This is a genomic window from Methylobacterium sp. J-059 (assembly GCF_022829485.1).
Taxonomy (GTDB): Bacteria; Pseudomonadota; Alphaproteobacteria; order Rhizobiales; family Beijerinckiaceae; genus Methylobacterium.
Map to the genome: position 1 here is coordinate 44,765 of NZ_JAKSYA010000117.1, position 25,379 is coordinate 70,143.

Below are 25,379 nucleotides of genomic sequence, written 5' to 3' on the forward strand. Positions count from 1 at the left end.
GCCGGCGTTTCACGCGCCGCCTCAGGCCGAACGCGCGGTCGGCACCGAGACCTCCGGCTCCGGCGCGGTCTCGACGCGGACCGAACCGGTCGTGTCGAAGCGCAGACGAACCGGGAACGGCGCCGCCTCGGCTTCCGTCGCCGCGACCGCGACGAGGCTGATCTGCGGCCCGCCGCTGGTGACGGCCGCGATCAGGGCCGATGCGCCGCCGTCGAGATGCGGGATCGTTCCGTCGACCACCAGGATCTCCGGCCGCCGCAGGATCGCGCGGGCGAGGTCGACGAGCGCCTGCTGGCGCGGGGTGAGCAGGCGGCCGCGGTTGCCGACGGGGAAATCCAGCCCGCGCAGGCGGATGCGGCGTTCCAGGTCGAACTCCTGCACGACGAGGCGGACCTGGCGTTGGATCTCGGCTTCGCCGTGCATCCGCGCGGTGTTGATCCGCCCGAAGAGCAGCGCATCGAGGATCGAGCTGTGCCGGTTGATTCGCTCGGGATCGTAGGGCTCGACGTCCTCGGTGCCGTCCTCCCGTCGAAGCGCCTCGCGGACCGTGTAGCGCGCCGCCACCAGCCGCGCCCGATAAGGCGCATCGAGGAGGCCGAGCCGCTGGCGCGGCTCGACGTAGGCCAGGGCGAGGGCGAGGAACGCCTCGTTGTCGGCCGCCGGCGGCGCCTCGTCGGCACCGAGGGCCGAGAGCCGCTGCTCGAAGACCGGCAGCTCGTCCGGCGCGATCAGCGAAAACCTGCGGAACAGCGGATGGCCCGGTGGCACGTCGCGGAAGATGTCGACCAGGTTCCGGGCGATCGCCACGCCCATCCGGGCGAGGTCGTCGAGCAGGAACAGCTTGTCGAGCGCAGCGCGGAAGCGCGGTTCGGACGCGAGGTTGCGCCCGGTCAGTTCCGGAACGGTCGGCACGCCGAACAGGAGGTTCTCCGCGATCGTCGCCTGCTCGTTGTAGCGGCGCGGATCGAACGGGATCACGAGGTCGGCCATGCCCGCGGCCGCGAAGTGCTGCTGCAGGTGCCGGCGCGCGGCGACGACCCGGCGCCCGGGCTCGGACTCGTGGTGCACCAGGCTGTAGGCGCTGAGGCCGAAGCGGTAGAGGTCGTCGCCCATCCCGAGGCGCTGCAGCAGGTCGAGCATCCGCGCGTCGAGGGCGGCGGCGTCCGCCAGGCCCAGGGCGGCGTAGTCGATCCAGGGATCGCTCGCATCCTCGACCGGGTTTCCGGTCCGCCGCGCCTCCGCGCGCCGGCGCCGCGCACGCTCCGGGCTGCCGGCGTCGTCGCGGATCACCGGGCGCCGGCGCAGGCCGTAGGCGAGGTTGTCGCGGATCGTGCCGGGAAACAGAACCGGCTCCGGGCCGGCATAGGCGAGCGCGCGGGCCCGGCGGGCCTGCGGCAGCGTGGCGACGTCCGCGCCGCCGATCCGCACCGTTCCGCCCTGCGGCGCCTGCAGCCCGGCGACGAGCCGCGCGACCACGTGGCCGAGGCCGCCCGCGGGGGCGAGGATCGCGGCCTGCACCGGCATCGGCAGGCTGACGGCCCCGAGCTCGAGCGCCGGGCCGCCGAGGGGATCCTTGAGGCTGACGCCGTCCAGCTCGAGCGGGCCGCCGAGGGGCCGGACCAAGCCCTGGCCCTCCGGCTCGGACGGCCGCAGCCGGTGCGGCGCGAAGTGGGCGGCGACGGTCTCGTACTTCACCTCGACGTCGAGGCGCTGCTGGTCCCAGTCGATCAGCTCCTTGAGCGGCGGCGGCAGGTCGCGATAGGCGGCCAGCACGGCAACGAGCTGGCCGATGTCGAGCTCGCCGCGCAGCGCGAACAGACCGCCGATCGCGTAGAAGAGGAAGGGCGTCACCTGCGCGAGCAGGTTGTTCAGGTACTTCACCAGGAACTTGCGCCGGTAGATCCGCAGGCGCAGGTCGTAGAGGCTGAACAGCCGCCCGCCGATCTCGGCACGCTCCCAACGCCCGGTGTCGTTGACGGTGACCGCCTCGAGCCCGTCCAGCACCTCGCCGACCCGGCCGGCGAAGCTCCGCGACGCGATCTGGCGCTTCCGGCTCAAGCGGATGATCTCGCGGCGCAGGCGCGGGATCACCACGATCTGCACGAGGACGATCGAGCCGGCGACGAGCCCGAGCCACAGGTTCTGCATCAGGATGAAGATCAGCGCGGTCGCCGCCTGCGTGCCGAGGAAGCACGGCACCACGATCGCGTCGCCGATGAAGGCGCCGATCGGCTCGACCTCGTCGCGGATGATGGTCGCCGTCTCCGACGACTTCACCTCGCGCGTCGTGTCCGGGGTGAAGCGGAGCATCAGCGAGAACAGCTCGAAGCGCAGGCGCCGCAGCATGCGCTCGCCGAGCACGCCCTTGCTGAGGTTGATCCAGAACTTGAACGCGCCGTTGATCAGCACGAGGGTCAGGAACAGCCCGGAGAGCCCGAACAGCAGCCCGGTGCGGTCGACCTCGAAGCCGGAGAACAGCACCTCCTGCTCGCCGCCGAGCCAGCCGGGCCAGTGGATGATGAGATCGAGGAAGTCGACGGTCTCGCGCCCGCCCTTGAACGCCTTGCCGGAGATGGCGTCGTTGACGATTCGCTTCGGCAGGTCGAGCGAGGCGAAGTAGAACGGCAGCGATGCGAGCACGACGGCGCAGATCGCGAACTGGTCGCGCTTCGAATGTCGCCAGATATAGCCGAACAGCGTCGGCTCCAGATCCCGCATCGCCCGTCCCCGGCCCCCGTTCCGGCTCCCATACCCTCTCGCGAGCCCGCGCGTCACACGCATGTCATCGTGCAACGAAAAGGCGAAGCCCGAGCGTGCGCGGACTCACAGCCTCGGGCCTCCGTCACTCCGGAATGCGGTGTCGTCCCACGCGAGGCATTGTCACGGCGGCCCGGCTTGTGCGACCGCAGACCGGCTGCGACGCTGCGCCTGCATGCGCTGCGCGTGCCGGGGCGCGGATGGCGGCGGCGCGAGGGGGCGTTCGAGGATGAGACCGTGATGCGCCCGAGCCGCGTCCTGATCTACAGCCACGACACGTTCGGGCTCGGGCACCTGCGCCGCTCGCGCACCATCGCGAACGCGCTGGCCGGCACCGGCGAAGTCGAGGCGATGATCGTCTCCGGCTCGACGGTGGTCGCCCGCTTCGCCTTCGCCCGCGGCGTCTCCTCCGTGCGCGTGCCCGGCGTGACCAAGCGCGCCGACGGCAGCTATGCCGGGCTCGACCCGCAGGCGTCGCTGCAGGAGACGGTCGCCCGGCGCGCCGACATCGTCCTGCGCACCGCCCGCGACTTCCGGCCGAACCTGGTGATCGTCGATAAGGAGCCGACAGGCTTCCACGGCGAGATGCTTCCGACCCTGGAGCACCTGCGCGCCCGCGGCTGCCGCGTGGTGCTGGGCCTGCGCGACGTCCTCGACGACCCCGACCGCCTCGTGCCGGAATGGGAGCGCAAGGGCGCTTCGGAGGCGGTCCGCCGGTTCTACGACGAGATCTGGATCTACGGCCTCGCGCGCATCCACCGGCCGCTAGCGGCGCTTCCCGTGGGTGCGGAATTCTCGGATCGGACGACCTATACCGGCTATCTCCACCGCGCCGCGCCGCGCCCCCGACCGGACCGGGCCGAGCCCGACGTCGCAGCCGAGCCGTTCATCCTGGTCACCCCCGGCGGCGGTGGCGACGGCGACGGGCTGATCGACTGGGTGATCTCGGCCTACGAGGCCGATCCCGCGATCCCGCTTCCCGCGCTGATCGCCTTCGGACCCTTCCTCGCCTCGAAGAGCCGGGCGGCGTTCCTGGGCCGGATCGCGCGGCTGCCGGGCCGGCTCTCCGCGATCACCTTCGACAGCGAGATCGAGCTCCTGATGGAGAAGGCGTCGGGCGTCGTGGCGATGGGCGGCTACAACACGTTCTGCGAGATCCTGTCCTTCGACAAGCGAGCGGTTCTGGTGCCGCGCACCACGCCGCGGCGCGAGCAGGAGATCCGCGCGGTGGCCGCCGAAGGCCTCGGTCTCGCCCGCACCGTGCTGGAGGCGGACGGGCGCGACCCCATGCGCATGGCGGCGGCGCTCCGGGCCCTGCCGGACCAGGCGCCTCCGTCGCGCGCGCGGATCCCCGACCTGCTCGGCGGCCTCGACCGGATCGCCGAGCGCGTCCGCGTGCTGAACGCTGGCGGACCCATCCTCGCCCTCGGTGACAGGCCGTGAGCGAGGCGCGCATCGCGATCGTGCTGAAGGGCTATCCGCGATTGTCGGAGACCTTCATCGCGCAGGAGATCCTGGCGCTCGAGGGCCGCGGCCTCGCGCTGGCGATCTGGTCGCTGCGCCGCCCGACCGACGCGAGCCGCCATCCGATGCACGACGCGATCGCGGCGCCGGTGGCTTACCTCCCCGAATACCTGCACGAGGCGCCCCTGCGGGTGCTGCGCGGGCTGGCCTGGGGCCTCCGCCGCCGGCGCTTCGTCGCGCTGGCGCTCCAATTCGCCACGGATTTCCTGCACGACCCGACCGCCTCGCGCATCCGCCGCCTCGGGCAGGCTCTGGTGCTGGCGCGGGAGCTGCCCGAGGCGGTCCGGCACCTGCACGCGCATTTCCTCCACACGCCGGCCAGCGTCGCGCGCTACGCCGCGCTCCTGACGGAGCGAAGCTGGAGCTTTTCCGCGCACGCCAAGGACATCTGGACGACGCCGGACCGCGAGCTGTCCGACAAGCTCTTCGACGCGGCCTGGGGGGTGACCTGCACCCGCGACGGCCTCGGCCGCCTGCGGGCGGTGTCGGCGGGTCGGGCGGCAGCGGAAGCCGGCTCCGTCGCGCTGGCCTATCACGGCCTCGATCTCGCCCGCTTTCCGGCGCCGCCCCTCCGGCCGCCGCGCGACGGCACGGATGCGCAGGATCCGATTCGGATCCTCAGCGTCGGCCGGCTCGTCGCCAAGAAGGGGCACGACGACCTGATCGACGCGCTCGCGGCCCTTCCGCCGGACCTGCATTGGCGCCTCGACCTGATCGGCGGCGGCGAGCTTCGGGAGGACCTGAAAGCCCGCGTCGCGGAGCGCGGGCTCGGCGGCCGCGTCGCCTTCCGGGGCGCCCTGGCCCAACCGGCGGTGATCGCGGCGATGCGGGCGGCCGACCTTTTCGTGCTGCCGACCAAGCCTGCGCCGTCCGGCGACCGCGACGGCCTGCCCAACGTGCTGATGGAGGCCGCCTCGCAGGGGCTGCCGATCCTCGCGACCGCCTTCGCGGGCACGCCGGAATTCGTCACCGACGGCGTCGAGGGATGCCTGGTCGCGCCGGGCGATCCCGCGGCGTTGTCCGCGGCGATCCTGCGGCTCGCCGGCGATCCGGTTCGGCGCCGACGCTTCGCGGACGCCGCCCGCGCGCGCCTGCTGCGGGATTTCTCGCTCGATGCCGGCATCGACCTGATCGGCGGGCGGCTCGCCGCCTCGGCGGGAATCGCGACGCCGCGTCCCGCATCGGCGCCCGAGCGAGCGGCGGAGGCCTGCGCATGCGGGTGCTGATCGCGGTCACGCATCTCCTCGGCGCCGGTCACCTGACCCGCGCCGCCGCGATCGGCCGCGCCTTCGCCGCCTCGGGCCATGCGGTGACCCTGGTCTCGGGCGGCGGCCCTGCGCCGATGGTGCGGCTCGACGGCCTGCGCCTCGTGCAACTGCCGCCGCTGCACATCGTCGGCACCGCCTTCGCGCGGCTTCTTGGCGCGGACGGGCACGCGGCCGGCGCCGACCTGCTCGCGGCACGCCGGGCGCTGCTTCGGCAGGCGCTGGCCGAGACGGCTCCGGACGTGGTGATCACCGAGCTGTTCCCGTTCGGCCGCCGAGCGCTCGAAGCCGAATTCCTCGACCTCGTCGAAGCGGCATCCGAGCGGCGCCCGCGACCGCTGATCCTCGCCTCGATCCGCGACGTGCTCGTCGCGCCGGAGAAGCCGCGGAAGATCCGCATCGCGCATGCGCGCGTGGCCGGGATCTACGACGCGGTGCTGGTGCACGGCGACCCCGATCTCGTCGCCCTCGACGCCTCCTGGCCGGTGGACGAGGATCTGCGCGCCAAGCTGCGATACACCGGCTACGTCGACGAGGACGCGGCGCCGATCGAGGATGCGGATGCCCGCGCGGGCGTCCTGGTCTCGGCCGGGTCGAGCGCGGCCGGGCTCGGCCTCTGCCGCGCCGCCGCGGACGCGGCGCGGCGGAGGCCGGACCTCGGCTGGCGCATCCTTGCCGGCCACGGCATCGCGCAGGCCGAGATCGATGCCATGCGCGCGAGGCTGGCCGACGGCGTCCTGACGCGGGCGCAGCCGAATTATCGCGCGCTTCTGGCGCGGGCTGCGGTGTCGGTGAGCGCCTGCGGCTACAACACCGCGGTGGATCTCCTCGCCACCCGGACGCCCGCCGTGCTGGTGCCGTTCGCGGCAGGCGCCGAGACCGAGCAGAGCCTGCGTGCCCAGCACCTCGCCGCCCGCGGCCTGGCCCGGATCGTGCCCGAGGACGCACTTTCCGCGGCGACGCTGCTCGACGCCATCGCGTCTGCAGCCGGAGCGCCGATCCCGGCAGATCACGGCATGGCGCTCGACGGCGCACGGCGCACGGTCGCCATCGTCGAAACGCTCCTCGCCGCGAAGAAACGGAGCGCCCGTGCGGAGAAGACCCCGCTCGACCGCCTGCGCGCCGTCCTCGACGAGTCCGGCGCGCGCGGCCGCCGCGTGCCGATCTGGTGGCGGGACGACGATGCCGTCGCCGCGACGCCCGCCCTGGACCGCCTGCTCGACCTCTCGGACACCTTCGCGTCCCCGCTGCTCGTCGCGGCGATCCCGGCAGGCATCGAGCCGTCCCTCGGCGAGCGTCTCGCCGACGCGCCACGCGTCAGCCTCGCCGTGCACGGACTGGCCCACACCGATCACGCCGCACCCGGCAGCAAACCATCGGAGTTCGGCGCCGACCGTCCCCTGCCGCTCGCGATCGCGGACGCCGCGGAAGGCCTGCGCCTCGCCCGCGCGCGGCTTCCGGCGGACCGGCTCCTGCCGGTGTTCGTGCCGCCGTGGAACCGCCTCGCCCCCGAAATCGCCGCCGCCCTTCCGGCGCTGGGCTATCGCGGGCTGTCGTCGGTGCCCGGAGCGGCGGTGCCCGGCCTGATGCGGGCCGACGTCGCGATCGACCCGATCGACTGGCGCGGCACGCGCTCGCTCGTCGATCCCGCACGGCTGATCGACACCCTGTGCCGGACCATCGCGGAGGGAAACGATCGGCCGGTCGGGCTGCTCACCCACCACCTCGCCCACGACGAAGCGATCTGGGACTTCCTCGGCGCCCTGTTCGCGATCCTGTTCCGGCATCCGGCGGTAACGCTCTGCGACCCGCGGCATCTGTTCCGGCCGCCGGCGGTGGACGGGGCGGTGCCGGCGTGGTGGACTTGCCCGGCCGACGCGCCTGCGAGGATCGCTTGAGCCCGCTCCTGTCCATCCAGAACCTGCAGGTCGATTTTGGCGGACACGGTGCGCCGTTCCGCGCCCTGCACGGCCTGTCGCTCGACGTGATGCGCGGGCGGACCCTGGCGCTCGTTGGCGAATCCGGCTCGGGCAAGTCGGTGACCGCACAGGCGATCCTGCGCATCCTGCCCCGGGTGGCCACGATCAGCGCCGGCCGCATCCTGTTCGACACCGGCCGCGGGGCAACCGACATCGCCGCGCTGCCCCCCGACGGCCCGGCGATGCGCGCGATCCGCGGCGCCGGCATCGCGATGATCTTCCAGGAGCCGATGACCTGCCTGTCGCCGCTGCACACCATCGGCGACCAGGTCGGCGAGGCGCTGCGCATCCACGGCAACGCCACCCGGGCCGAGGCCGACGCGCAGGCCAGGGACGCCTTCGCCCGCGTCGGCTTCCCCGATCCGGCGCGGGCGCTGCACACCTATCCGTTCGAGCTCTCCGGCGGCCTGCGCCAGCGGGCGATGATCGCGATGGCGCTGATCCTCAAGCCCGCCCTGCTCGTCGCCGACGAGCCGACGACGGCCCTCGACGTGACGACCCAGGCCCAGATCCTCGCGCTGCTGACCCGGCTGCAGGACGAGACCGGCATGGCGATCCTGCTGATCACCCACGACCTCGGCGTCGTCGCCAACGTCGCCCACGACGTGGCGGTGCTCTATCGCGGCCGCCTCGTCGAGTCCGGCCCGCGCGGCGCGGTCATGCGCGACCCCGGCCACCCCTACCTCAAGGCGCTGCTCGACGCCGTGCCGCGCTTCGACATGGCGCCGGGCGAGCGCTTGACGCCGATCCGCCCGGCCAGGGCGGTGATCCCGCCGGCACGCAGGCCGGCGGCGATCGACGGGCCGATCCTGCGCATCGAAGGGGTCTCGAAGGTCTTCACCCTGCGCTCGGGGCGGTTCGGCGGGCCGCTGCGGGTCGTGCGGGCGGTCTCCGACGTGTCGCTCGACCTCGTGCCCGGCAGGACGCTCGGCCTCGTTGGCGAATCCGGATCGGGCAAGACCACCGTTTCGAAGATGGTGATGCGCGCGCTCGCCCCCGATGCCGGCCGCGTGCTGTTCGACGACGGCACCGGCCCGCGCGACGTCCACGCCCTCGCCGGCGCCGACCTGTTCGCCTACCGCCGCGCCGTGCAGTTCGTGTTCCAGGACCCCTACGCCTCGCTCGATCCGCGGATGACCGTGCGCCAGATCCTCACCGAGCCGATGGAGATCCACGGGATCGGCGGGCGCGAGCGCCGGGCTCGGGCCGAGGCGCTGATGGCGATGGTCGGCCTCGAAGCCGGCGCGCTCGGGCGCTATCCGCACGCTTTCTCCGGCGGCCAGCGCCAGCGCATCGGCATCGCCCGGGCGCTCGCCCTCGATCCGAAGGTGCTGGTGCTCGACGAGCCCGTCTCGGCGCTCGACGTCTCGGTGCAGGCCCAGATCCTGAACCTGCTGAAGGACTTGCAGGCCGCGCTCGGCCTGACCTACCTCATCGTCTCTCACAACCTCGCGGTGATCGACTACATGGCGGATACCATCGCGGTGATGTGCCGGGGGCGAATCGTGGGGCAGGCCCCGAAGGCCGCCCTGTTCCGCAACCCGGTCCATCCCTATACCCGCGCGCTGCTCGCCGCGGTGCCCGACCCGAGCCTCGACCACCCGCTCGATTTCTCGGCGGTCACCGGCGACCATTCCGACCCGGGCCGCTGGCCGGAGCCCTACCGGCTGGCGCCCGACGAGGCCGGCCATATGGTCGAGATCGAGCCGGGCTACCACGTCCGCCACGGCGCGGCCGATGCGCGGCGGGCCGCATGAGCACGCCCCGCCCCTCCCGCACGCTGGAACGGCTCCGCCGCCGCGTGCTCGCGCCGTTCTTCGACAGGCTCGGCTACGACCTCGTGCCCGCCGCCCCCGACTGGTCGCACCGCCCGACCTCGCCGCGCGAGGTCGACCAGTTGCTCGGCTCCGCGGCCGACAGCCTGCAGCGCGACCTCGCCGCGTCGGGCATCGCGACCGGCCTCGACGTGCCCGCGGCGGTGCGGCGGTTCTGGACGCTGATCCCGACGGCGCCGGTGCGCCAGCGCCGCGGCGGCAGCGGATTCAACGGCGCGCTCCAGCTCTACGTGGCGATGCGCGCGCTGGCGCCGGCCACGGTCATCGAGTCCGGGGTCTTCCGCGGGCTCACCACCTGGGTGATCCGGCAGGCCTGTCCGGACGCGACGATCCATTGCCACGATCCGGACCTGTCGAACCTGCATTATCGCGACCCGAGAGCGCATTACAGCACCGCCGACTGGTCGACGGCCGACTGGTCGCAGCTCGATGCGGCGACGACGGTCGCGTTCTTCGACGACCACGTCTCGCAGGGGCGGCGGGTGATCGAGGCGAGGCGCCTGGGCCTCACCCGCCTTCTGTTCGACGACGACGCCGCCGGCCATCGCATCCATGCCCATGGCGGCCCGGCGCATCCCACCATCGCGATGATCGAGACCTTGCGTGACGAGGCTGGGCGCGACGAGGCTCGGCGCGACAGGGCCGAGCCGATCCGCTGGCAGCGCAACGGCCGCAGCTTCGAGCAGCCGGCCGACGACCCGCTCGCCCGCGAGGCCGCAGCCGGCATCGCCCGCGCGCACGCTTTCGACGACCTGCACCGCGCCACCGGCTACTCGCCGGCCCGGCTGACCTACGTGGCGCTGCATCCGCCGAAGCGAGGAATAGCCGCTTGATCGGGCTTCGGAACGACGAAAGCGCGGGCTCCCCCTCCCCCCCTGCTGCGCAAGGTACCCTTTCCCGCAAGGGGGGGAGGGAGACGCGCGCCGAGGCGGCGCGCACATCGGATGCCGGGATTTCGCGCCGTGCATTGTTGATCGGCGTCGCGACTGCCTCGACGGTTTTCGCCGCTCCACGTTTCGCCCGCGCGGATACCCCTCGGACAGGGGCGCCCGAAACCCCGCTCGTCGTCGATCCCGCCGCCGCCGCGCGCAAGCTCGGCACCAGCGGCGGGACGATCCGCACCCTGATCGCCAAGGCGCGGGACGTGCGCTACCTCTCGGTCTACGGCTACACCCGCCTCGTCGGCTACGATGCGGACCTCGTGTTGAAGCCCGACGTGCTGGCGGCCGTCGCGGTCGAGGGCGGGCGCTTCACCTTCACCCTGCGCAAGGGCCATCGCTGGTCCGACGGCGAGCCCTTCACCACGGAGGACTTCCGCTACTACTGGGAAGACGTCGCCAACGACAGGGATCTGAGCCCCGGCGGCCCGCCCGATTTCCTGCTGGTCGACGGCAAGCCGCCGACCGTCGAGATCGTCGATCCGGTCACCGTGCGCTTCACCTGGGATCGGCCGAACCCGCGCTTCCTGCCAGCCCTCGCCGCGCCGCGCGACCCGCTGATCTACCGCCCGGCGCATTACCTGAAGCCGGTCCATCCGCGATACGTCGGGCGCGAGAAGGCCGAGGCGGCGGCCAAGGCGCAGAAGCTCCGCGGCTGGGCGGCGCTGCACAACCGGATGGACGACAACTACGAGCTGAACAATCCCGACGCCCCGACCCTGCAGGGGTGGCGGCCCCGCACCCGCGCGCCGGCGACGCGCTTCGTGTTCGAGCGCAACCCCTACTACCACCGCGTCGACACGGCCGGCACGCAGCTCCCCTATCTCGACCGCATCGTCATGGACGTCGCCTCGAGCGGGCTGCTCGTCGCCAAGACCAATGCCGGCGAGGCCGACCTGATGTTCCGCGGCCTGACGATGGCCGACATCCCGAGCCTCAAGGAGGGCGAGCGCGCCCACGGCTACCGCACCAACCTGTGGCCGCTCGCGCGCGGCTCCGAGATCGCGCTCTACCCGAACCTGACGACCCTCGATCCCGGCTGGCGCGCCCTCAACCGCGACGTGCGCTGGCGCCACGCGCTGTCGCTCGCCATCGATCGCCGCACCCTCAACAACACCCTGCTGTTCGGCCTCGGCACCGAGGGCAACGACACGCTGATCCCCGAGAGCCCGCTCTACGCGCCCGAGATGCGCACGCTGCATGCAGGCTACGATCCGGCGGCGGCCGAAAGACTGCTCGACGCCGCCGGCCTCGACCAGCGCGACCCCTCCGGCATCCGCCTGATGCCGGACGGCCGGCTGCTCGAGCTCGTCGTCGAGAGCGACGGCGAGGTCTCCATGGTGCTCGACGGGCTGCTGCTGATCGGCGAGTTCTGGCGCGAGGTCGGGATCAAACTCGTGGTCAAGCCGCAGGAGCGCACGAACCTGCGCCGTCGCTCGGTGGCCGGGATGACGGTGATGGTGGCGGCGCAGGGGCTCGACCTCGCGGTGCCGACGGCGATCATGCCGCCGACCGAGCTGAGCCCGGCGCAGAGCGACCATTATTCCTGGCCGCGCTGGAGCCTTCACGTCGAGACGCACGGGGCGAGCGGCGAGGCGTGCGACGTCGAGGCCGTCCACCGCCTGATCGACCTCGACCGCCAGTGGCGCGACACCGACGACGCGGGCAGGCAGGCGGCGATCTGGCGCGAGATGCTGATGAACCACGCCAAGAACACCTGGGTCATCGGCACGGTCGGGGGCGCGCTGCAGCCGGTGGTCGCGGCAAGCCATCTCGCCAACCTGCCGGCCAAGGCGCTGTACGCCTTCGAGCCGACGGCGATGATCGGCGTCCAGCGCCTCGACGAGATGTTCTGGGACCGCCCGGCCGAACGTCAGGCCCAGCTATGACGATCGCCGTGCTGCGCCGCGTCCTCACCATGGCGGTGACGCTGCTGGTGATCTCCGCCCTCGTCTTCGCGATCATCAAGCTGCCGCCGGGCGACTTCCTGACGAACCGGATCATGGAGCTGCGCTCCATGGGCGAGGCGGCCTCGGTCGCCAAGGCCGAGCTGCTGATCCGACAATACGGCCTCGACCGGCCGGTCTACGAGCAGTACCTGATCTGGATCGGGCTGATGCCCGGCCCGGCGGGCTTCTCCGGGCTGCTGCAGGGCGATTGGGGCTGGTCGTTCGAGTACGATCGCCCCGTTTCCGAGGTGGTGGGCGATGCGCTCTGGCTGACGCTGGTGGTCAACCTCGCGGCCCTGGTCTTCGTCCATTTGGTCGCGATCCCGATCGCGATCTACTCGGCGACGCATCGCCATACCGCGGGCGATGCGGTCGTCACCGTGCTCGGCTATGTCGGCCTCGCCGTGCCCGGGTTCCTGCTGGCGCTGATCCTGCTGTTCTACGCCAACATCTGGTTCGGCCTGTCGATCGGCGGCCTCTACGACGCATCCTTCACCGGCAAGCCCTGGGACTGGCCGAAGGTCCAGTCGCTGCTGGCCCACCTCGCCGTGCCGACGCTCGTGATCGGGCTCGGCGGCACGGCGGCGATGATCCGGCGGATGCGGGCGAACCTGCTCGACGAGCTCGCGAAGCCCTACACCGTGACCGCGCGGGCCAAGGGCCTGCCGCCGCTGCGGGCGCTGCTCAAGTATCCGTTCCGGATGTCGCTGAACCCGTTCGTCGCCGACATCGGCAACCTGCTGCCGCACCTCGTCTCCGGATCGGTGCTCGTCTCGCTGGTGCTGAGCCTGCCGACCGTCGGCCCGCTGCTGCTCGACGCGCTGAAGAGCCAGGACCAGTTCATGGCCGGCTTCATCCTGATGTTCGTCGCGCTGCTGACGCTCGTCGGCATGCTGATCTCGGACCTCGTCCTGGTCTGGCTCGATCCGCGCATCCGCATGGGGGCACGCTGATGGTGCCCGAGACGGCACCCGTGGCACCTCACTTCGTCGACCCGGCGCCGTTCGATCCGGAGGCCGGCGGCGGACGTGATTCCGGCACGGCCTACGCCTCGGCTTGGCGGCTGATCTTCCGGAAGTTCCTCGGCCACCGCATCGCCGTCGCCTCGGCGCTCGTGCTCCTGGCACTCTACGCCGCCGTGCCCTTCGTTGAGTTCCTGGCCCCCTACGAGCAGGCGAGGCGCAACGGCGACTACCTGTTCGCGCCGCCGCAAGCGGTGCACCTGTTCCACGAGGGGCGGTTCGTCGGGCCGTTCGTCTATCTCTACCGGGCCGAGCTCGACATGGAGACCTTCCGCCGCGGCTACGTCACCGACACCGCCACGCCGCAGCCGCTGCGCTTCTTCTGCCGCGGCGACGCCTACACCCATCTCGGGCTCGGCCGGGGCGACCTTCACCTCGTCTGCCCGTCCGAGGGCGGGACGCTCTATCTGCTGGGCACCGACCGGCTCGGCCGCGACCTGCTCTCGCGCATGATCTACGGCGCGCGGGTCTCGCTGGTGATCGGCCTCGTCGGCGTTGCGATCTCGTTCGCGCTCGGGCTCCTGCTCGGCGGCATCGCCGGCTACTTCGGCGGCTTCGTCGACGCGGCGGTGCAGCGGCTGATCGAGGTGGTGCGCTCGCTGCCCGAGCTCCCGCTCTGGCTCGCCCTGTCGGCGGCGCTGCCGCCGAGCTGGAGCCCGCTCTGGGTGTTCTTCGGCATCACCATCATCCTCGGGCTGCTCGATTGGCCGGGCCTCGCGCGCGCCGTGCGCGGCAAGCTGCTGGCGCTGCGCGAGGAGGATTTCGTGCAGGCGGCGGAGCTGATGGGCGCCTCGCCCGCCCGCGTCATCGGCCGGCACCTGATCCCGAACTTCATGAGCCACCTGATCGCCTCGGCGACGCTCTCGATCCCGACGATGATCCTGGGCGAGACCGCCTTGTCGTTCCTCGGCCTCGGCCTTCGGCCACCGGTGACGAGCTGGGGCGTGCTGCTCAACGACGCCCAGAACCTCTCGGCGGTGCAGCTCTACCCCTGGCTGCTGCTGCCGGTGGTGCCCGTGCTGGTGACGGTGCTGGCGTTCAACTTCCTGGGCGACGGGCTTCGGGACGCCGCCGACCCGTATCATTGAGGCACGCCTCGGCAGGGCTCGCCCCGGGCCGCGCCGTGCCGCATAAGGCGGCGAGATCGCTCCCGAGGACCGCCCCGTGACCGTCACCCAGATCACCCATCACGACCTCGACGGCTACGGCGCCGTGGCGATCGTCGGCAACCACGTCGACGTCGCGCGGATCGTCCACGTGCCGCGCTACTCCGATGTCGGCCCGGTGGTCGAGGAGGAGCTGAAGCGCCTGTCGAAGGCGGAAGCCTCCGAGACGCTGATCATGACCGATCTCGGGCTCGAGCCGGTGGCGGTGAAGTTCCTCAAGAGCTTCGTCGAGATGAACCGCAAGCGGGGCGAGGATGCCCGCCACCGCCTGATCGTCCTCGACCATCACGCCTCCTCGATCGACCAGCTGCGCCAGCACGGGGTCGAGCCGGTGGACGAGGCGGCCTCGCCGAAGCGCTTCGAGCTGGACGACCCGGACGTCGTCGTCCTGATCGACGAGACCTGCTGCGCCACGCGGATGGCGCACGCCAACCGCAGCCTCTACGCGACGCGCGACGGCGAGGATCTCACCGCCCTGGTCGAGGCCGTGGACGCCCTCGACCTGTGGAAGAAGGAGCGCCCGACCTTCGCCGGCGGGCTGATGCTCGACGAGGTGTTCTGGGACAACGTCGGCAACCTCGTGCCGGTCGGCCACCCCTGGCACGACCGCTTCGTCGTGACGCTGCTCCGCGCGGTCTCGGGGCTGATCGACGAAGGCCTGGCGCCCGCCGAGATCGAGACCCGGGTCGCCGCGCTGCGCCGGCAGGTCCTCGATCGGCTCCTCGATGGGGAGGCCGACGACGACCGCAACCTGACCACGCGGATGCGGATCGCCCGCGTGCTCGCGCGCTCGGACGTGCTGTTCCGCCCCCTCTCGGACGGGACCCTGCTCTCGTTCGGCCTCGATTCGGGCACCTTCCAGCGCGTCTCGGACCTGATCATGGATCGCGGCGGCGCCAAGCGGGTGTGCAACGTCCAGCGCACGGGCTCCCTGTCGTTCCGCTCGAACGACGAGACCGCCCTGGATGCCGCGCGCAAGTTCCGCGGCGGCGGCCACAAGGACGCCGCCGGCGGCAAGCTGCCCGCCGGCTCGGCCTTCTCGCTCGCCGACGCGATCGCCCAGGTCGAGCCGATTCTCAATCCGCCGCCGCCGGATCGCTCGGGCAGCCCCTTCGCCGCGCTGAAGGATTGGAAAAGGTAGTCCGTCTCGAAAAGCCGCAGGATGATCGCATAGATTGTGCAATCGCTCCGTGCTGGCTAAGATATTGCCCGACCGAGATACTGCGTCAGATCTGTGCCTACGCCTGACCGAATTCGTGCTGGGATTTGACCAGCGTCGTCAACCGGAGTCGAAAAGCCCATGTCCGTTCGGCAAGGCTCGCAGCGGCGAGCGCCGAGGAAGCCCGCAATCGTCCCGGAGGCGTCCGCGGACTCGCAGCGCCTCGACAACCAGCTTTGCTTCGCCGTCTACGCCGCGGCGCATGCCTTCGGCCGCGCCTATCGCACGCTGCTGGGCCAGCACGACCTCACCTACCCGCAATACCTCGTGCTTCTCGTCCTGTGGGAGGAGGAAGGGTTGTCGGTGAAGGAGATCGGGACGCGGCTGTTCCTCGATTCCGGGACGCTCACGCCGTTGCTGAAGCGGCTCGAGTCGTCGGGCCGGGTCCGGCGCGCCCGCGACCGTGCGGACGAGCGTCAGGTCAGCATCTTCCTGACCGATTCCGGCCGGGCCCTGCGCAAGCCGCTGGCCTGCATTCCCGATCAGGCCGGCGGCATGACCGGCCTCGACGTCGAGGGGCGCCGCGCCCTGCTCGACCATCTCGTCACCCTCCGCACCGGCCTGCACGACGGCACCGACGCCTGATCGGGCCGGCAACGTCGACCACTGCGGAATCCGCCGACCGTCACGAAAAAAGGCCGTCCCCGCGCGAGCGGGAACGGCCTTCGGCCTGACCTGAATGGCCGGGTCGTCGATCGCTCAGGTCTTGGACTTGAGGTAGGCGATGATGTCCTCGACCTTCTTCTCGTCCTTGATGCCCGGGAAGACCATCTTGGTGCCGGGGACCTTCTTCTTCGGGTCGACCAGCCACTCCTTGAGGTTCGCCTCGTCCCAGGTGATGCCCGAGTTCTTCAGCGCCGCGGAGAAGGCGTAGCCGTCGCGGCCCTCGCCGGCCTTCTCGCCGACGATACCCTTGAGGTTCGGGCCGACGCCGTTCTTCTCGAAGTTGTGGCAGGACTTGCAGGGTGCGAACGCCTTCTCGCCGGCGGCCGCATCGCCTTCCGCCTGGGCGGCGATCGGCAAGAGCAGGGCAAGGGCGGCGCCGAGGATGACATGACGCATCGGGATTTCCTCCATTATGACGGCTATGGCCGTCAGGCTTATGGCAGAGCTTGGTCGATTGGAACAGGTCGAAGGTGCAAACGCCGTTCACGCCGATGTGCCGGTGCGACCAAACGTTGCAGTAGCCTCTCAGTCGCCTTCGAGCCGCCCCTTCGCCCGACGGTGCGGACCCGCCGGGAGTGCGATAGACTGATCTCCAAACGGTCCCCGCACCGCCGCGGAACCCGTCTAGGCCCACGCTCCTGAGCGGCGGCTGAAGGGCCTGAGACGGTGACGATCGGATCGACGAAATTCGGAGGTTTCGCCATGTCCATCCGCTTCCCCGAGCCCGATGCCGGCGTCGTCGCCCGCCGCGACGCGATCGTCGCCGGCCTGCGGCCGCTGGTCGGCCCCGAGGCCCTGGTGACCACGGAGGACGAGCGCCGCGCCTTCGAGACCGACGGGCTCACCGCCTACCGCAAGATGCCGCTGGCGGTGGTCCTGCCCTCCACCACCGCCGAGGTCTCCGCGGTGATGGCCTATTGCCACGCCCACGGCGTCCGCGTGGTGCCGCGCGGCGCCGGCACGTCGCTGGCCGGCGGCGCCATCGCGCAGGAGGATGCGATCATCCTCGGCGTGGGGAAGATGACCCAGGTGCTCGCCCTCGATTTCGAGAACCGCATCGCCCGCGTCCAGAGCGGGATCACCAACCTGGCGATCTCGGGCGCGGTCGGCCACGAGGGCTTCTTCTACGCGCCCGACCCGTCGAGCCAGCTCGCCTGCACCATCGCCGGCAACATCGCGATGAATTCCGGCGGGGCGCACTGCCTCAAGTACGGCGTCACCACCAACAACCTGATGGGCGTGACGCTGGTGATGAACGACGGCACCGTGGTCGAGATCGGCGGCGACCATCTCGATGCCGGCGGCTACGACCTGCTCGGGCTGATCTGCGGCTCGGAGGGGCAGCTCGGCATCGTCACCGAGGCGACCGTCCGGATCCTGCGCGCGGCCGAGGGCGCGCGCCCGGCGCTCGTCGGCTTCTCGTCGGTCGAGGATGCCGGCGCCTGCACCGCGGCGATCATCGCCGCCGGCATCATCCCGGTTGCGATCGAGTACATGGACCGCGAGGCGATCCTGATCACCGAGGATTTCGCGCAGGCCGGCTACCCGCGCGACGCCGAGGCGATGCTGATCATCGAGGTCGAGGGCTCGGACACCGAGTGCGAGGCGATGCTCGCCCGCATCGCGGCGATCGCGCAGGATTTCCGCCCGACGAGCATCCGGGTCTCGAAGTCGGAGGCCGAATCCGCCGCGATCTGGAAGGGCCGCAAGTCGGCCTTCGGCGCCACGGGGCGCATCTCCGACTACATCTGCATGGACGGCACGATCCCGACCGGGCAGCTGTCCGTGGTGCTGGAGCGCATCGGCGCGATCTGCAAAGCGCAGGGGCTTCGCGTCGCCAACGTGTTCCATGCCGGCGACGGCAACCTGCACCCGCTGATCCTGTTCGACATCAACAAGCCCGGCGAGCTGCAGAAGGCCGAGACCGCGGGCGACGAGATCCTCAAGCTCTGCGTCGAGGTCGGCGGATGCCTTACCGGCGAGCACGGCGTCGGCATCGAGAAACGCGAGCTGATGCGCTTCCAGTACACGCAGGCCGACCTGGAGCAGCAGATGCGGGTGCGCAACGTCTTCGACCCGCACTGGCTGATGAACCCGGCGAAGGTCTTCCCGCTCGAAGGGCGGGTCGCCGCCTGAGAGCAGGACCCGCCGGACCCGCGTTGACACCCATCGGACTTGCCGACATCCCTCCTGCGATGTTCCGGACCGACGTTTCGACAGCCACCGCCCGCCAGGAACGCCGCCTCGGCCGACGTCCGGATCGCGACCGGACCGTGCCGAGACCGACCCGGTGACGATCGGCATCGAGGACCCGAAGTTCCGCTTCCTCGCCGAGGGCGGCGAGACCGGCCGCGAGATCCTGATGAAGGATTGGTCCGGCTCGGTGCTCGGCCCGCTGGCGGAATGGCCGGTGGCGCTCCGCACCACGCTCGCGACGATGCTCGCCTGCCCGGTGCCGATGTTCCTGGCCTGGGGGCCGGACCTCGTCAGCTTCTTCAACGACGCCTATCGCGAGGTGCTGGGCGATCGCGTCTCCCGTGCGCTCGGCGTGCGGTTTCCGGAGCTGTGGGCGGACCTGTGGCCGGAGATCGGGCCGCTCTGCGCCCGGGCGCTCGCGGGCGAAGGCGTGTCGGTGCGCGACCTGCCGCTGACGATGTACCGCCGCGGGCAGCCCGAGCGGACCTGGTGGACCTTCTCGTACTCGCCGGTCCACGACGACGACGGCGCGGTCGCAGGCATGATCTGCATCACGCGGGAGACCACGGCGCAGATCCTGGCGGAAAAGGACCGCGAGGACAGCCGCAGCCGGCTCGACCTCGCGCTCTCGGCCGGCGACGGCATCGGCACCTGGGACTGGGACGTCGCGGCCGACCGCGTCACCGCGGATGCCCGCTTCGCCCGCCTCTACGGTGTCGATCCCGACCGGGCCGCCGCCGGCGCGCCGATCGCCGAGTTCTTCGGCGGCATCCATCCCGACGACCTGCCCGCCGTGCAGGAGCGGATCGCGGCGGCGATGCGGACGGGCGGCGACTTCGCCGCCGAGTACCGGCTCGTCCAGCCGGACGGCGTGCGCTGGGTCGCGGCGCAAGGGCAGTGCGTGCTCGATGCGGACGGCCGCCCCGTTCAGTTCCCAGGCGTGACCTTCGACATCACCGAGCGTCGCGACGCCGAGGACGCGGTCCGCGCGGCTGCGCGCGAGCTTCGCCTGGTGGCCGATGCGCTCCCGAGCCTGATCGCCTTCATCGATCCAACGCTGACCTACCGCTTCGCGAACGCCGCCTACGAGACGTGGTTCTCGCGCCCGCTTTCCGAAGTGATCGGCCGTACCGTCCGCGACCTCGTGGACGAGGACGGCTTCGCGCGGCGTGAGCCGGCCTTCGCCGCGGCGCTCGGCGGGGAGGATGTCCGCTTCGAGATGGAGTGGCCGCATCCCGACGGGCGCGAGCGCGTCGCGGACATCCGCTACATCCCGCGGTGGGATGGCGACGGCGCCGTCGATGGCTTCTACGCCTTCGTGCAGGACATCACCGACCGGACGCGGATCGAGGCCGCGCTGACGCGGGAGGTCGAATCGCGCACCCGCGAGCGCAACCGGCTCTGGGAGACCACGACCGACCTGATGGGCACGGCCGGGCTCGACGGCTACCTCAAGGCGGTCAACCCGGCCTGGACGCGGGTGCTCGGCTGGAGCCGCGAGGAACTCCTCGGCGAGCCGTTCGCGACGATCATCGACACCGCCGACCATGCCGAGACCGCCGAGGTCGTCGCGCAGCTCGCCCGCGGCGAGACCGTCGACGGCTTCGTCGACCACGTCATCCGGAAGGACGGCGAACGCCTCACCATCTCCTGGAACGCGGTGCCGGAAGGCGACCTGTTCTACATCGTCGGCCGCGACATCACCGAGCAGCGTGCGGTCGAGGAGCTGCTGCGCCAGGCGCAGAAGATGGAGGCGGTCGGACAGCTCACCGGCGGCATCGCCCACGACTTCAACAACCTGCTCACCGGCATCGTCGGCTCGCTCGACCTGATGCAGACCCGGATCAAGCAGGGCCGGACCGAGCAGATCGAGAAGTACGCCACCGCGGCTTTGTCCTCGGCCAACCGCGCCGCCGCGTTGACCCACCGCCTGCTGGCCTTCGCCCGCCGCCAGCCGCTGGAGCCGAAGCCCACCGACGCCAACGGCCTGATCGCCGGCATGGAGGACATGCTGCGCCGGACGCTGACGGAGCAGGTCAACCTGGAGATCGTCACCGCCGGCGGCCTGTGGCTCACGCTCTGCGACCCGCACCAGCTCGAGAACGCGCTGCTCAACCTCGCGATCAACGCCCGCGACGCGATGCCGGACGGCGGCCGCCTCGTGATCGAGACCTGCAACACCCACCTCGATCGGGCCTACGCGCGGCTGCATCCGGAGGTGGAACCGGGCCAGTACATCTGCGTCTGCGTGACCGACACCGGCACCGGCATGAGCGCGGACGTGGCCGCCAAGGCCTTCGACCCGTTCTTCACCACGAAGCCGCTGGGCCAGGGCACCGGCCTCGGCCTGTCGATGATCTACGGCTTCGCCAAGCAATCGGAGGGGCACGCCAAGATCTACTCGGAGCTGGGATCGGGCACGACGATCAAGATCTACCTGCCGCGCTACCGCGGCGAGGCGGCGGCCGAGGGCACCGGTCCCGGGATCGCCACGGCCCTGCGCGCCGAGCGCGGCGAGACGGTGCTCGTCGTCGAGGACGACCCGGTGGTGCGCGACCTCATCGTCGAGGTGCTGGGCGAGCTCGGCTACCACGCCCTCGAGGCCGCCGACGGGCCGGCCGGCCTGCGCATCGCGGAATCGCGCACGCGGATCGACCTGATGGTCAGCGACGTCGGCCTGCCCGGCCTCAACGGGCGCCAGCTCGCCGACCGCGCCCGGCTGGTGCGGCCCGGGCTGAAGATCCTCTTCATCACCGGCTATGCCGAGAACGCGATCTTCGGCAACGGCGGCCTCGACCCGGGCATGCAGATGATCACCAAGCCGTTCCCGGTCGAGGTGCTGGCCAGCCGCATCCGCGAGATCATCGAGGGATAGGGCGACGCCGCGTCCCGGGCTCGCCTATTCGGCGGCCGAGAGGTTGAGGGCGAGCGACCGGGCGGCCCGCGTGCGGCCGCCGGGGCGATGCTCGGCCCCGGCGGAAAGCCCGCGTCGGCCGTCGTTGATCGCCGCGTGGACCCCGTCCACCGCCAGGATCAGGGCGCTGACCGTGCGCGCGTCGATCGAGCGCTCGCGGGCGTAGCGCACCACGTCGGCGACGAGATCGTCCACCTCGATCGCCAGGGCGTCGAGTTCGGCCATCGTCGGCGCGGCGCGGACCTCGCGCATCACGTCGAGCAGGCGGTCGAGCACGATGTCGACCCGCTCGCGCCGCTTGCGGGCGAGGCGCTGGCCGAGCCAGGCAACGGCGGAGCCGATCGTGCCGCCGAAGAAGGCGAGCAGGTAGATGTAGTCCTCGTAGCGGTCGAGGAACGTCTGCTGCTCGCGCTCGAAGTAGTCCACCGCACCGGGGTGGTTGGGCAGGCGCGCCGAGGTGGCGGCGACCGTGGTGTCGAAGTCGGGCGCCTTCATCAGCCTGACGATCGGCGCGGCCGCCGCGAGGCGCGAGCGCCACTCGAACAGGTGCTGCGTCGCGGAGGCGACGGCGACCCGGCTCACGGTGCCCCGCGCCATCAGGCGATACGAGGCGCCGACGGTCTTGACCTCCTCGGCCGGACGCTTCGGGCGCCCGCCGAAGGTTCCGGCCGGGATCGTGACGGATTGCAGCTCGGGATAGCGCTGCAGGATCGCGTCGCCGTCGGGCACCGAGACGAGGCCGACCTTCTTGTCGGGAAGGCCGATCTCGACGGCGTGAACCATGGCGCCCGCGGCCTTCGAGGTCGGGCTGGCGATGATCGCCACCGCGTCGACCCGCTTCTCGGCGATCGCGGCGGTGACCTCGGATGGCTTGAGCGGAACCAGCACGACCTGCCCCGGCGGGGCTTCCTCGCCGTCCGGGATGTCGGCGGCGGCGGGGACGAAGTCGTAGAAGGTCAGCAGGTTGGTGATGAACGGGATGTCGGCGCTGTGGCGCACGACGATGCCGAGGCGCCGGCGTGCAAGGTCGGGAAAATCATCGATCTCGCCGGCCTCCGAGGCGGCGACGATCAGGGCCTCGTCGTGCAGGATGGCGAGCGTCAGGCCGTTCTCGGGCAGCAGCACGTCCGGCCGCACCACCGCGAGGTCGGCCTTGTTGGCCTGGAGCGCGGCCGCGCTGTCGCGCACGTCGGCGTAGCGCACCACCTTCAGGCGTACGTCCTCGCGGGCGCGGGACAGGGCGTTGGCGTAGGCCTCCATCAGCGCGGCCTCGGGGCCGTCCTGCGGCCCGACCGCTACGGTCAGCGTGGTCGGACGGGACAGGTAGACCACCGCCGCCGCGGTGGCGGCGAGCCCGAGAGCGAGCAGCACGAGGAGCCACTCGCGTCTCAACAGGATGGCCGATGCTGCGGGGAGGAGACCATGACCGATCCTGCCGCGTTGCCTGGGTTCCATGGCTGATCCATGAAACCGAAACCTGTCCGGATCGTGAAGAACCCGTGAAACGCGCAACCGTTGCAGACTCCGGTGCGGCCCGCGGTGCAAGGCCCGCGCCGCCCGTCACGGCCGCCTATCTCGAGCGGGCGGCGTTGCACTACCTCGAGCGCTACAGCGCCTCGGTGGAGATGCTGCGCCGGACGCTGCGGCGGCGGGTCGAGAAGCGCGCCCGGGCCCGCGGCGAGGAGGCGAGCGCCTTCTTCGAGATGATCGAGGCGACGGTGGCGCGGGCGGTCTCCGCCGGGCTGGTCGACGACGCGCGCTTCGCGACTGCGCGGCTCGCGACGTTGCGCCGGCGCGGCACCTCTTCCCGCGGCGCCTCGGCCAAGCTGTCGGCCAAGGGCCTGTCGCGCGATGCGGTCGAGACCGCGATGGAGGCCGAGCGCGAGGCCGTGCCCGAGGCGGATTCGGCGGCGATCGAGGAGAAGGCCGCCTTCGCCTACGCCAAGCGGCGGCGGCTCGGGCCGTTCCGCCGCCCGGACATCCGCGCTCTCCACCGCGACCGGGATCTGGCGGCGCTGGCGCGGGCCGGCTTCGGCTACGATCTCGCGCGCCGCACCGTCGACGCCGAGGAGGTGCCCGACGGGGCCTGAGCCTGGAACTCGCCGGAGCCTGCGCCACTTGGCCGGTCATCGACGGTGACGTCGCGCACGGTCGTGCGCGGCACCGCGAACCCTGGAGAGCTTCGATGATCAACCGCAAGGCGCACGCTGTCTGGCAGGGCAACGGCAAGGACGGCAAGGGCACGATCACGACCCAGTCCGGCGTGCTCTCGCAGCAGCCCTACGGCTTCAACACGCGCTTCGAGGACAAGCCCGGGACCAATCCGGAAGAGCTGATCGCAGCGGCGCATTCCGGCTGCTTCACCATGGCGCTGGCGTTCCAGCTGCAGGAAGCCGGGCTGGCCGCGACCGAGATGACCACCGAGGCGGTCGTGACGCTCGAGAAGGACGGTGCCGGCTTCAAGGTGACGAAGTCCGCGCTGACGCTGACCGCGGCGATCCCGGGCATCGACCAGGCCAAGTTCGACGCGCTGGCGCATGCCGCCGAGATCGGCTGCCCGATCTCGAAGGTTCTGGACTGCGAGATCACCCTGAAGGCCACCCTCAAGCAGGGCTGATCGGTCTTCGGAGCCGCGCCCCGCGAAAGGCAGGCGGGGTGCGGCATCGCCGCCCGGGGGCAACGCCGGCCGACGCCTTGTATTCACGCTCCCCGGGTTCATTGTTTGTTCGATGGATGAAACGCTCGCCAAGAAACTGCGCATCCTCGCCGATGCCGCCAAGTACGACGCCTCGTGCTCGTCGTCCGGCGCGCCGAAGCGCAAGGCCGGCAAGGACGAGCTCGGCTCGACCACCGGATCGGGGATCTGCCACGCCTACACTCCGGACGGGCGCTGCATCTCGCTGCTGAAGATCCTGCTGACGAACTACTGCCTGTTCGATTGCGCCTACTGCATCAATCGCCGCTCCTCGAACGTCGAGCGGGCACGCTTCTCGGTGCAGGATGTCGTGACGCTCACGGTGGAGTTCTACAAGCGCAACTACATCGAAGGGTTGTTCCTCTCCTCCGGCATCATCAAGTCGCCCGACTACACGATGGAGCTGCTGACGCGGGTGGCGAAGTCGCTGCGGCGCGACCACGGGTTCCGCGGCTACATCCACCTCAAGTCGATTCCCGAGGCGAGCCCATGGCTGATCGAGGAAGCCGGCCTCTACGCCGACCGCCTCTCGATCAACGTCGAGCTGCCGACCGAGGCGAGCCTGCAGAAGCTCGCCCCCGAGAAGGACGGTGCGACGATCCTCGGGGCGATGGCGCAGGTGGCCGAGCGCATCGTCGAGGCCAAGGCCGAGCGGCGGCGCTTCTCGCCGGCCGGGCAGTCGACGCAGGTGATCGTCGGGGCCGACGCGACCACCGACGAGGCGCTGATCCGCAAGAGCGCGCATCTCTACGGCAGCGTCGGGCTCAAGCGGGTGTACTACTCGGCCTTCAGCCCGATCCCGGAAGGCTCCGGCATCCTTCCGCTGAAGGCGCCGCCGCTCCAGCGCGAGCATCGGCTCTACCAGGCCGACTGGCTGATACGGTACTACGACTTTTCCGCCGACGACGTCGCCGATGCGGCCGACGACGGGATGTTCTCCCTCGACATCGACCCGAAGCTCGCCTGGGCACTGAAGAACCGCCACCGCTTCCCCGTGGACGTGAACACCGGCGACCGCGAGATGCTGCTGCGCGTCCCCGGCCTCGGGGCGCGGGCGGTCGACAAGATCATCCGCGCGCGCCGCCACACGCGCCTGCGCCTCGACGACGTGGCGCGGCTGTCCTCGGCGCTGAAGCGCGCCCGCCCGTTCCTGATCGCGGCCGACTACACGCCGGGTGGGCTCACCGATCGGCTCGATCTGCGCAGCCGTCTGGTGGAGCCGGCGCAGCAGCTGAGCCTGTTCTGATGGATGCG

Annotated in this window: 18 protein-coding genes; 15 read left to right on the plus strand and 3 right to left on the minus strand. The window is 71.3% G+C overall.

Going from position 1 to position 25,379, the window contains the following annotated elements; all coding sequences use genetic code 11:
* Nucleotides 1-21: 21 nt before the first annotated feature.
* Nucleotides 22-2,718, minus strand: coding sequence for an ABC transporter ATP-binding protein (locus MKK55_RS16105; protein WP_243936307.1), 2,697 nt, complete (start codon nucleotides 2,716-2,718; stop codon nucleotides 22-24).
* A gap of 279 nt (nucleotides 2,719-2,997) precedes the next feature.
* Here MKK55_RS16105 and MKK55_RS16110 point away from each other — a divergent pair, with 279 nt between their 5' ends.
* From MKK55_RS16110 to MKK55_RS16155, 10 genes are all read left to right on the plus strand, one after another.
* Nucleotides 2,998-4,200 carry a glycosyltransferase family protein gene (locus MKK55_RS16110; protein WP_243936309.1) on the plus strand — a complete coding sequence of 401 codons (1,203 nt, stop codon included), beginning with the start codon at nucleotides 2,998-3,000 and terminating at the stop codon, nucleotides 4,198-4,200.
* Nucleotides 4,197-5,507, plus strand: a complete 1,311-nt coding sequence (locus MKK55_RS16115) for a glycosyltransferase (RefSeq protein WP_243936311.1) — start codon at nucleotides 4,197-4,199, stop codon at nucleotides 5,505-5,507. Before MKK55_RS16110 ends, MKK55_RS16115 begins: the two co-directional genes overlap by 4 nt.
* Nucleotides 5,495-7,444, plus strand: coding sequence for a glycosyltransferase (locus tag MKK55_RS16120; protein ID WP_243936313.1), 1,950 nt, complete (start codon nucleotides 5,495-5,497; stop codon nucleotides 7,442-7,444). The genes MKK55_RS16115 and MKK55_RS16120 overlap by 13 nt, the downstream gene beginning before the upstream one ends.
* Nucleotides 7,441-9,282: an ABC transporter ATP-binding protein gene (locus MKK55_RS16125; RefSeq protein WP_243936315.1), complete on the plus strand. Its 1,842-nt coding sequence runs from the start codon at nucleotides 7,441-7,443 to the stop codon at nucleotides 9,280-9,282. Before MKK55_RS16120 ends, MKK55_RS16125 begins: the two co-directional genes overlap by 4 nt.
* Complete coding sequence (locus MKK55_RS16130) at nucleotides 9,279-10,193, plus strand: hypothetical protein (RefSeq protein ID WP_243936317.1); 915 nt, start codon at nucleotides 9,279-9,281, stop codon at nucleotides 10,191-10,193. Before MKK55_RS16125 ends, MKK55_RS16130 begins: the two co-directional genes overlap by 4 nt.
* A 137-nt stretch (nucleotides 10,194-10,330) precedes the next feature.
* The gene (locus tag MKK55_RS16135; protein WP_243936319.1) at nucleotides 10,331-12,187 is read left to right on the plus strand and encodes an ABC transporter substrate-binding protein; all 1,857 of its coding nucleotides are present in this window, start codon (nucleotides 10,331-10,333) and stop codon (nucleotides 12,185-12,187) included.
* On the plus strand, nucleotides 12,184-13,200 hold the full coding sequence (locus MKK55_RS16140; protein ID WP_147724992.1) for an ABC transporter permease: 1,017 nt from the start codon (nucleotides 12,184-12,186) through the stop codon (nucleotides 13,198-13,200). Before MKK55_RS16135 ends, MKK55_RS16140 begins: the two co-directional genes overlap by 4 nt.
* Nucleotides 13,200-14,357: an ABC transporter permease gene (locus MKK55_RS16145; RefSeq protein WP_279593165.1), complete on the plus strand. Its 1,158-nt coding sequence runs from the start codon at nucleotides 13,200-13,202 to the stop codon at nucleotides 14,355-14,357. Before MKK55_RS16140 ends, MKK55_RS16145 begins: the two co-directional genes overlap by 1 nt.
* 76 nt (nucleotides 14,358-14,433) lie before the next feature.
* A complete protein-coding gene (locus MKK55_RS16150; RefSeq protein WP_243936321.1) occupies nucleotides 14,434-15,576 on the plus strand; it encodes a dimethylmenaquinone methyltransferase in 1,143 nt (380 codons plus the stop codon).
* Nucleotides 15,577-15,735: 159 nt separating this feature from the next.
* Nucleotides 15,736-16,239, plus strand: coding sequence for a MarR family winged helix-turn-helix transcriptional regulator (locus MKK55_RS16155; RefSeq protein ID WP_243936323.1), 504 nt, complete (start codon nucleotides 15,736-15,738; stop codon nucleotides 16,237-16,239).
* Nucleotides 16,240-16,353: 114 nt separating this feature from the next.
* Here MKK55_RS16155 and MKK55_RS16160 read toward each other — a convergent pair whose 3' ends face one another.
* The gene (locus tag MKK55_RS16160; RefSeq protein ID WP_147725000.1) at nucleotides 16,354-16,716 is read right to left on the minus strand and encodes a c-type cytochrome; all 363 of its coding nucleotides are present in this window, start codon (nucleotides 16,714-16,716) and stop codon (nucleotides 16,354-16,356) included.
* A 306-nt stretch (nucleotides 16,717-17,022) separates the two neighbouring features.
* On the opposite strand from MKK55_RS16160, the gene MKK55_RS16165 reads away from it, so the two are divergent.
* Together MKK55_RS16165 and MKK55_RS16170 are read left to right on the plus strand one after the other, a co-directional pair.
* Nucleotides 17,023-18,456 carry an FAD-linked oxidase C-terminal domain-containing protein gene (locus MKK55_RS16165; protein WP_147841226.1) on the plus strand — a complete coding sequence of 478 codons (1,434 nt, stop codon included), beginning with the start codon at nucleotides 17,023-17,025 and terminating at the stop codon, nucleotides 18,454-18,456.
* 154 nt (nucleotides 18,457-18,610) lie between these two features.
* A complete protein-coding gene (locus MKK55_RS16170) occupies nucleotides 18,611-21,391 on the plus strand; it encodes a PAS domain-containing protein (protein ID WP_409566075.1) in 2,781 nt (926 codons plus the stop codon).
* A 24-nt stretch (nucleotides 21,392-21,415) separates the two neighbouring features.
* On the opposite strand, the gene MKK55_RS16175 is transcribed toward MKK55_RS16170, so the two are convergent.
* Nucleotides 21,416-22,822: a TAXI family TRAP transporter solute-binding subunit gene (locus MKK55_RS16175; RefSeq protein ID WP_147725005.1), complete on the minus strand. Its 1,407-nt coding sequence runs from the start codon at nucleotides 22,820-22,822 to the stop codon at nucleotides 21,416-21,418.
* Nucleotides 22,823-22,929: 107 nt separating this feature from the next.
* Between MKK55_RS16175 and MKK55_RS16180 the strand changes: the two genes are divergently transcribed.
* From MKK55_RS16180 to MKK55_RS16190, 3 genes are all read left to right on the plus strand, one after another.
* Complete coding sequence (locus MKK55_RS16180) at nucleotides 22,930-23,520, plus strand: regulatory protein RecX (protein WP_243936344.1); 591 nt, start codon at nucleotides 22,930-22,932, stop codon at nucleotides 23,518-23,520.
* A gap of 95 nt (nucleotides 23,521-23,615) precedes the next feature.
* Nucleotides 23,616-24,047 carry an OsmC family protein gene (locus MKK55_RS16185; protein ID WP_147725009.1) on the plus strand — a complete coding sequence of 144 codons (432 nt, stop codon included), beginning with the start codon at nucleotides 23,616-23,618 and terminating at the stop codon, nucleotides 24,045-24,047.
* A gap of 112 nt (nucleotides 24,048-24,159) precedes the next feature.
* Nucleotides 24,160-25,371, plus strand: coding sequence for a putative DNA modification/repair radical SAM protein (locus MKK55_RS16190; RefSeq protein WP_147725011.1), 1,212 nt, complete (start codon nucleotides 24,160-24,162; stop codon nucleotides 25,369-25,371).
* Nucleotides 25,372-25,379 lie beyond the last annotated feature (8 nt).

Bases quoted from the DNA above. Each gene is read 5' to 3' on its own strand.
- MKK55_RS16105 (WP_243936307.1), bottom strand. From the start codon at position 2,718: ATGCGGGATCTGGAGCCGACGCTGTTCGGCTATATCTGGCGACATTCG.
- MKK55_RS16110 (WP_243936309.1), top strand. From the start codon at position 2,998: ATGCGCCCGAGCCGCGTCCTGATCTACAGCCACGACACGTTCGGGCTC.
- MKK55_RS16120 (WP_243936313.1), top strand. From the start codon at position 5,495: ATGCGGGTGCTGATCGCGGTCACGCATCTCCTCGGCGCCGGTCACCTG.
- MKK55_RS16130 (WP_243936317.1), top strand. From the start codon at position 9,279: ATGAGCACGCCCCGCCCCTCCCGCACGCTGGAACGGCTCCGCCGCCGC.
- MKK55_RS16140 (WP_147724992.1), top strand. From the start codon at position 12,184: ATGACGATCGCCGTGCTGCGCCGCGTCCTCACCATGGCGGTGACGCTG.
- MKK55_RS16145 (WP_279593165.1), top strand. From the start codon at position 13,200: ATGGTGCCCGAGACGGCACCCGTGGCACCTCACTTCGTCGACCCGGCG.
- MKK55_RS16155 (WP_243936323.1), top strand. From the start codon at position 15,736: ATGTCCGTTCGGCAAGGCTCGCAGCGGCGAGCGCCGAGGAAGCCCGCA.
- MKK55_RS16160 (WP_147725000.1), bottom strand. From the start codon at position 16,716: ATGCGTCATGTCATCCTCGGCGCCGCCCTTGCCCTGCTCTTGCCGATC.
- MKK55_RS16165 (WP_147841226.1), top strand. From the start codon at position 17,023: ATGTCCATCCGCTTCCCCGAGCCCGATGCCGGCGTCGTCGCCCGCCGC.
- MKK55_RS16185 (WP_147725009.1), top strand. From the start codon at position 23,616: ATGATCAACCGCAAGGCGCACGCTGTCTGGCAGGGCAACGGCAAGGAC.
- MKK55_RS16190 (WP_147725011.1), top strand. From the start codon at position 24,160: ATGGATGAAACGCTCGCCAAGAAACTGCGCATCCTCGCCGATGCCGCC.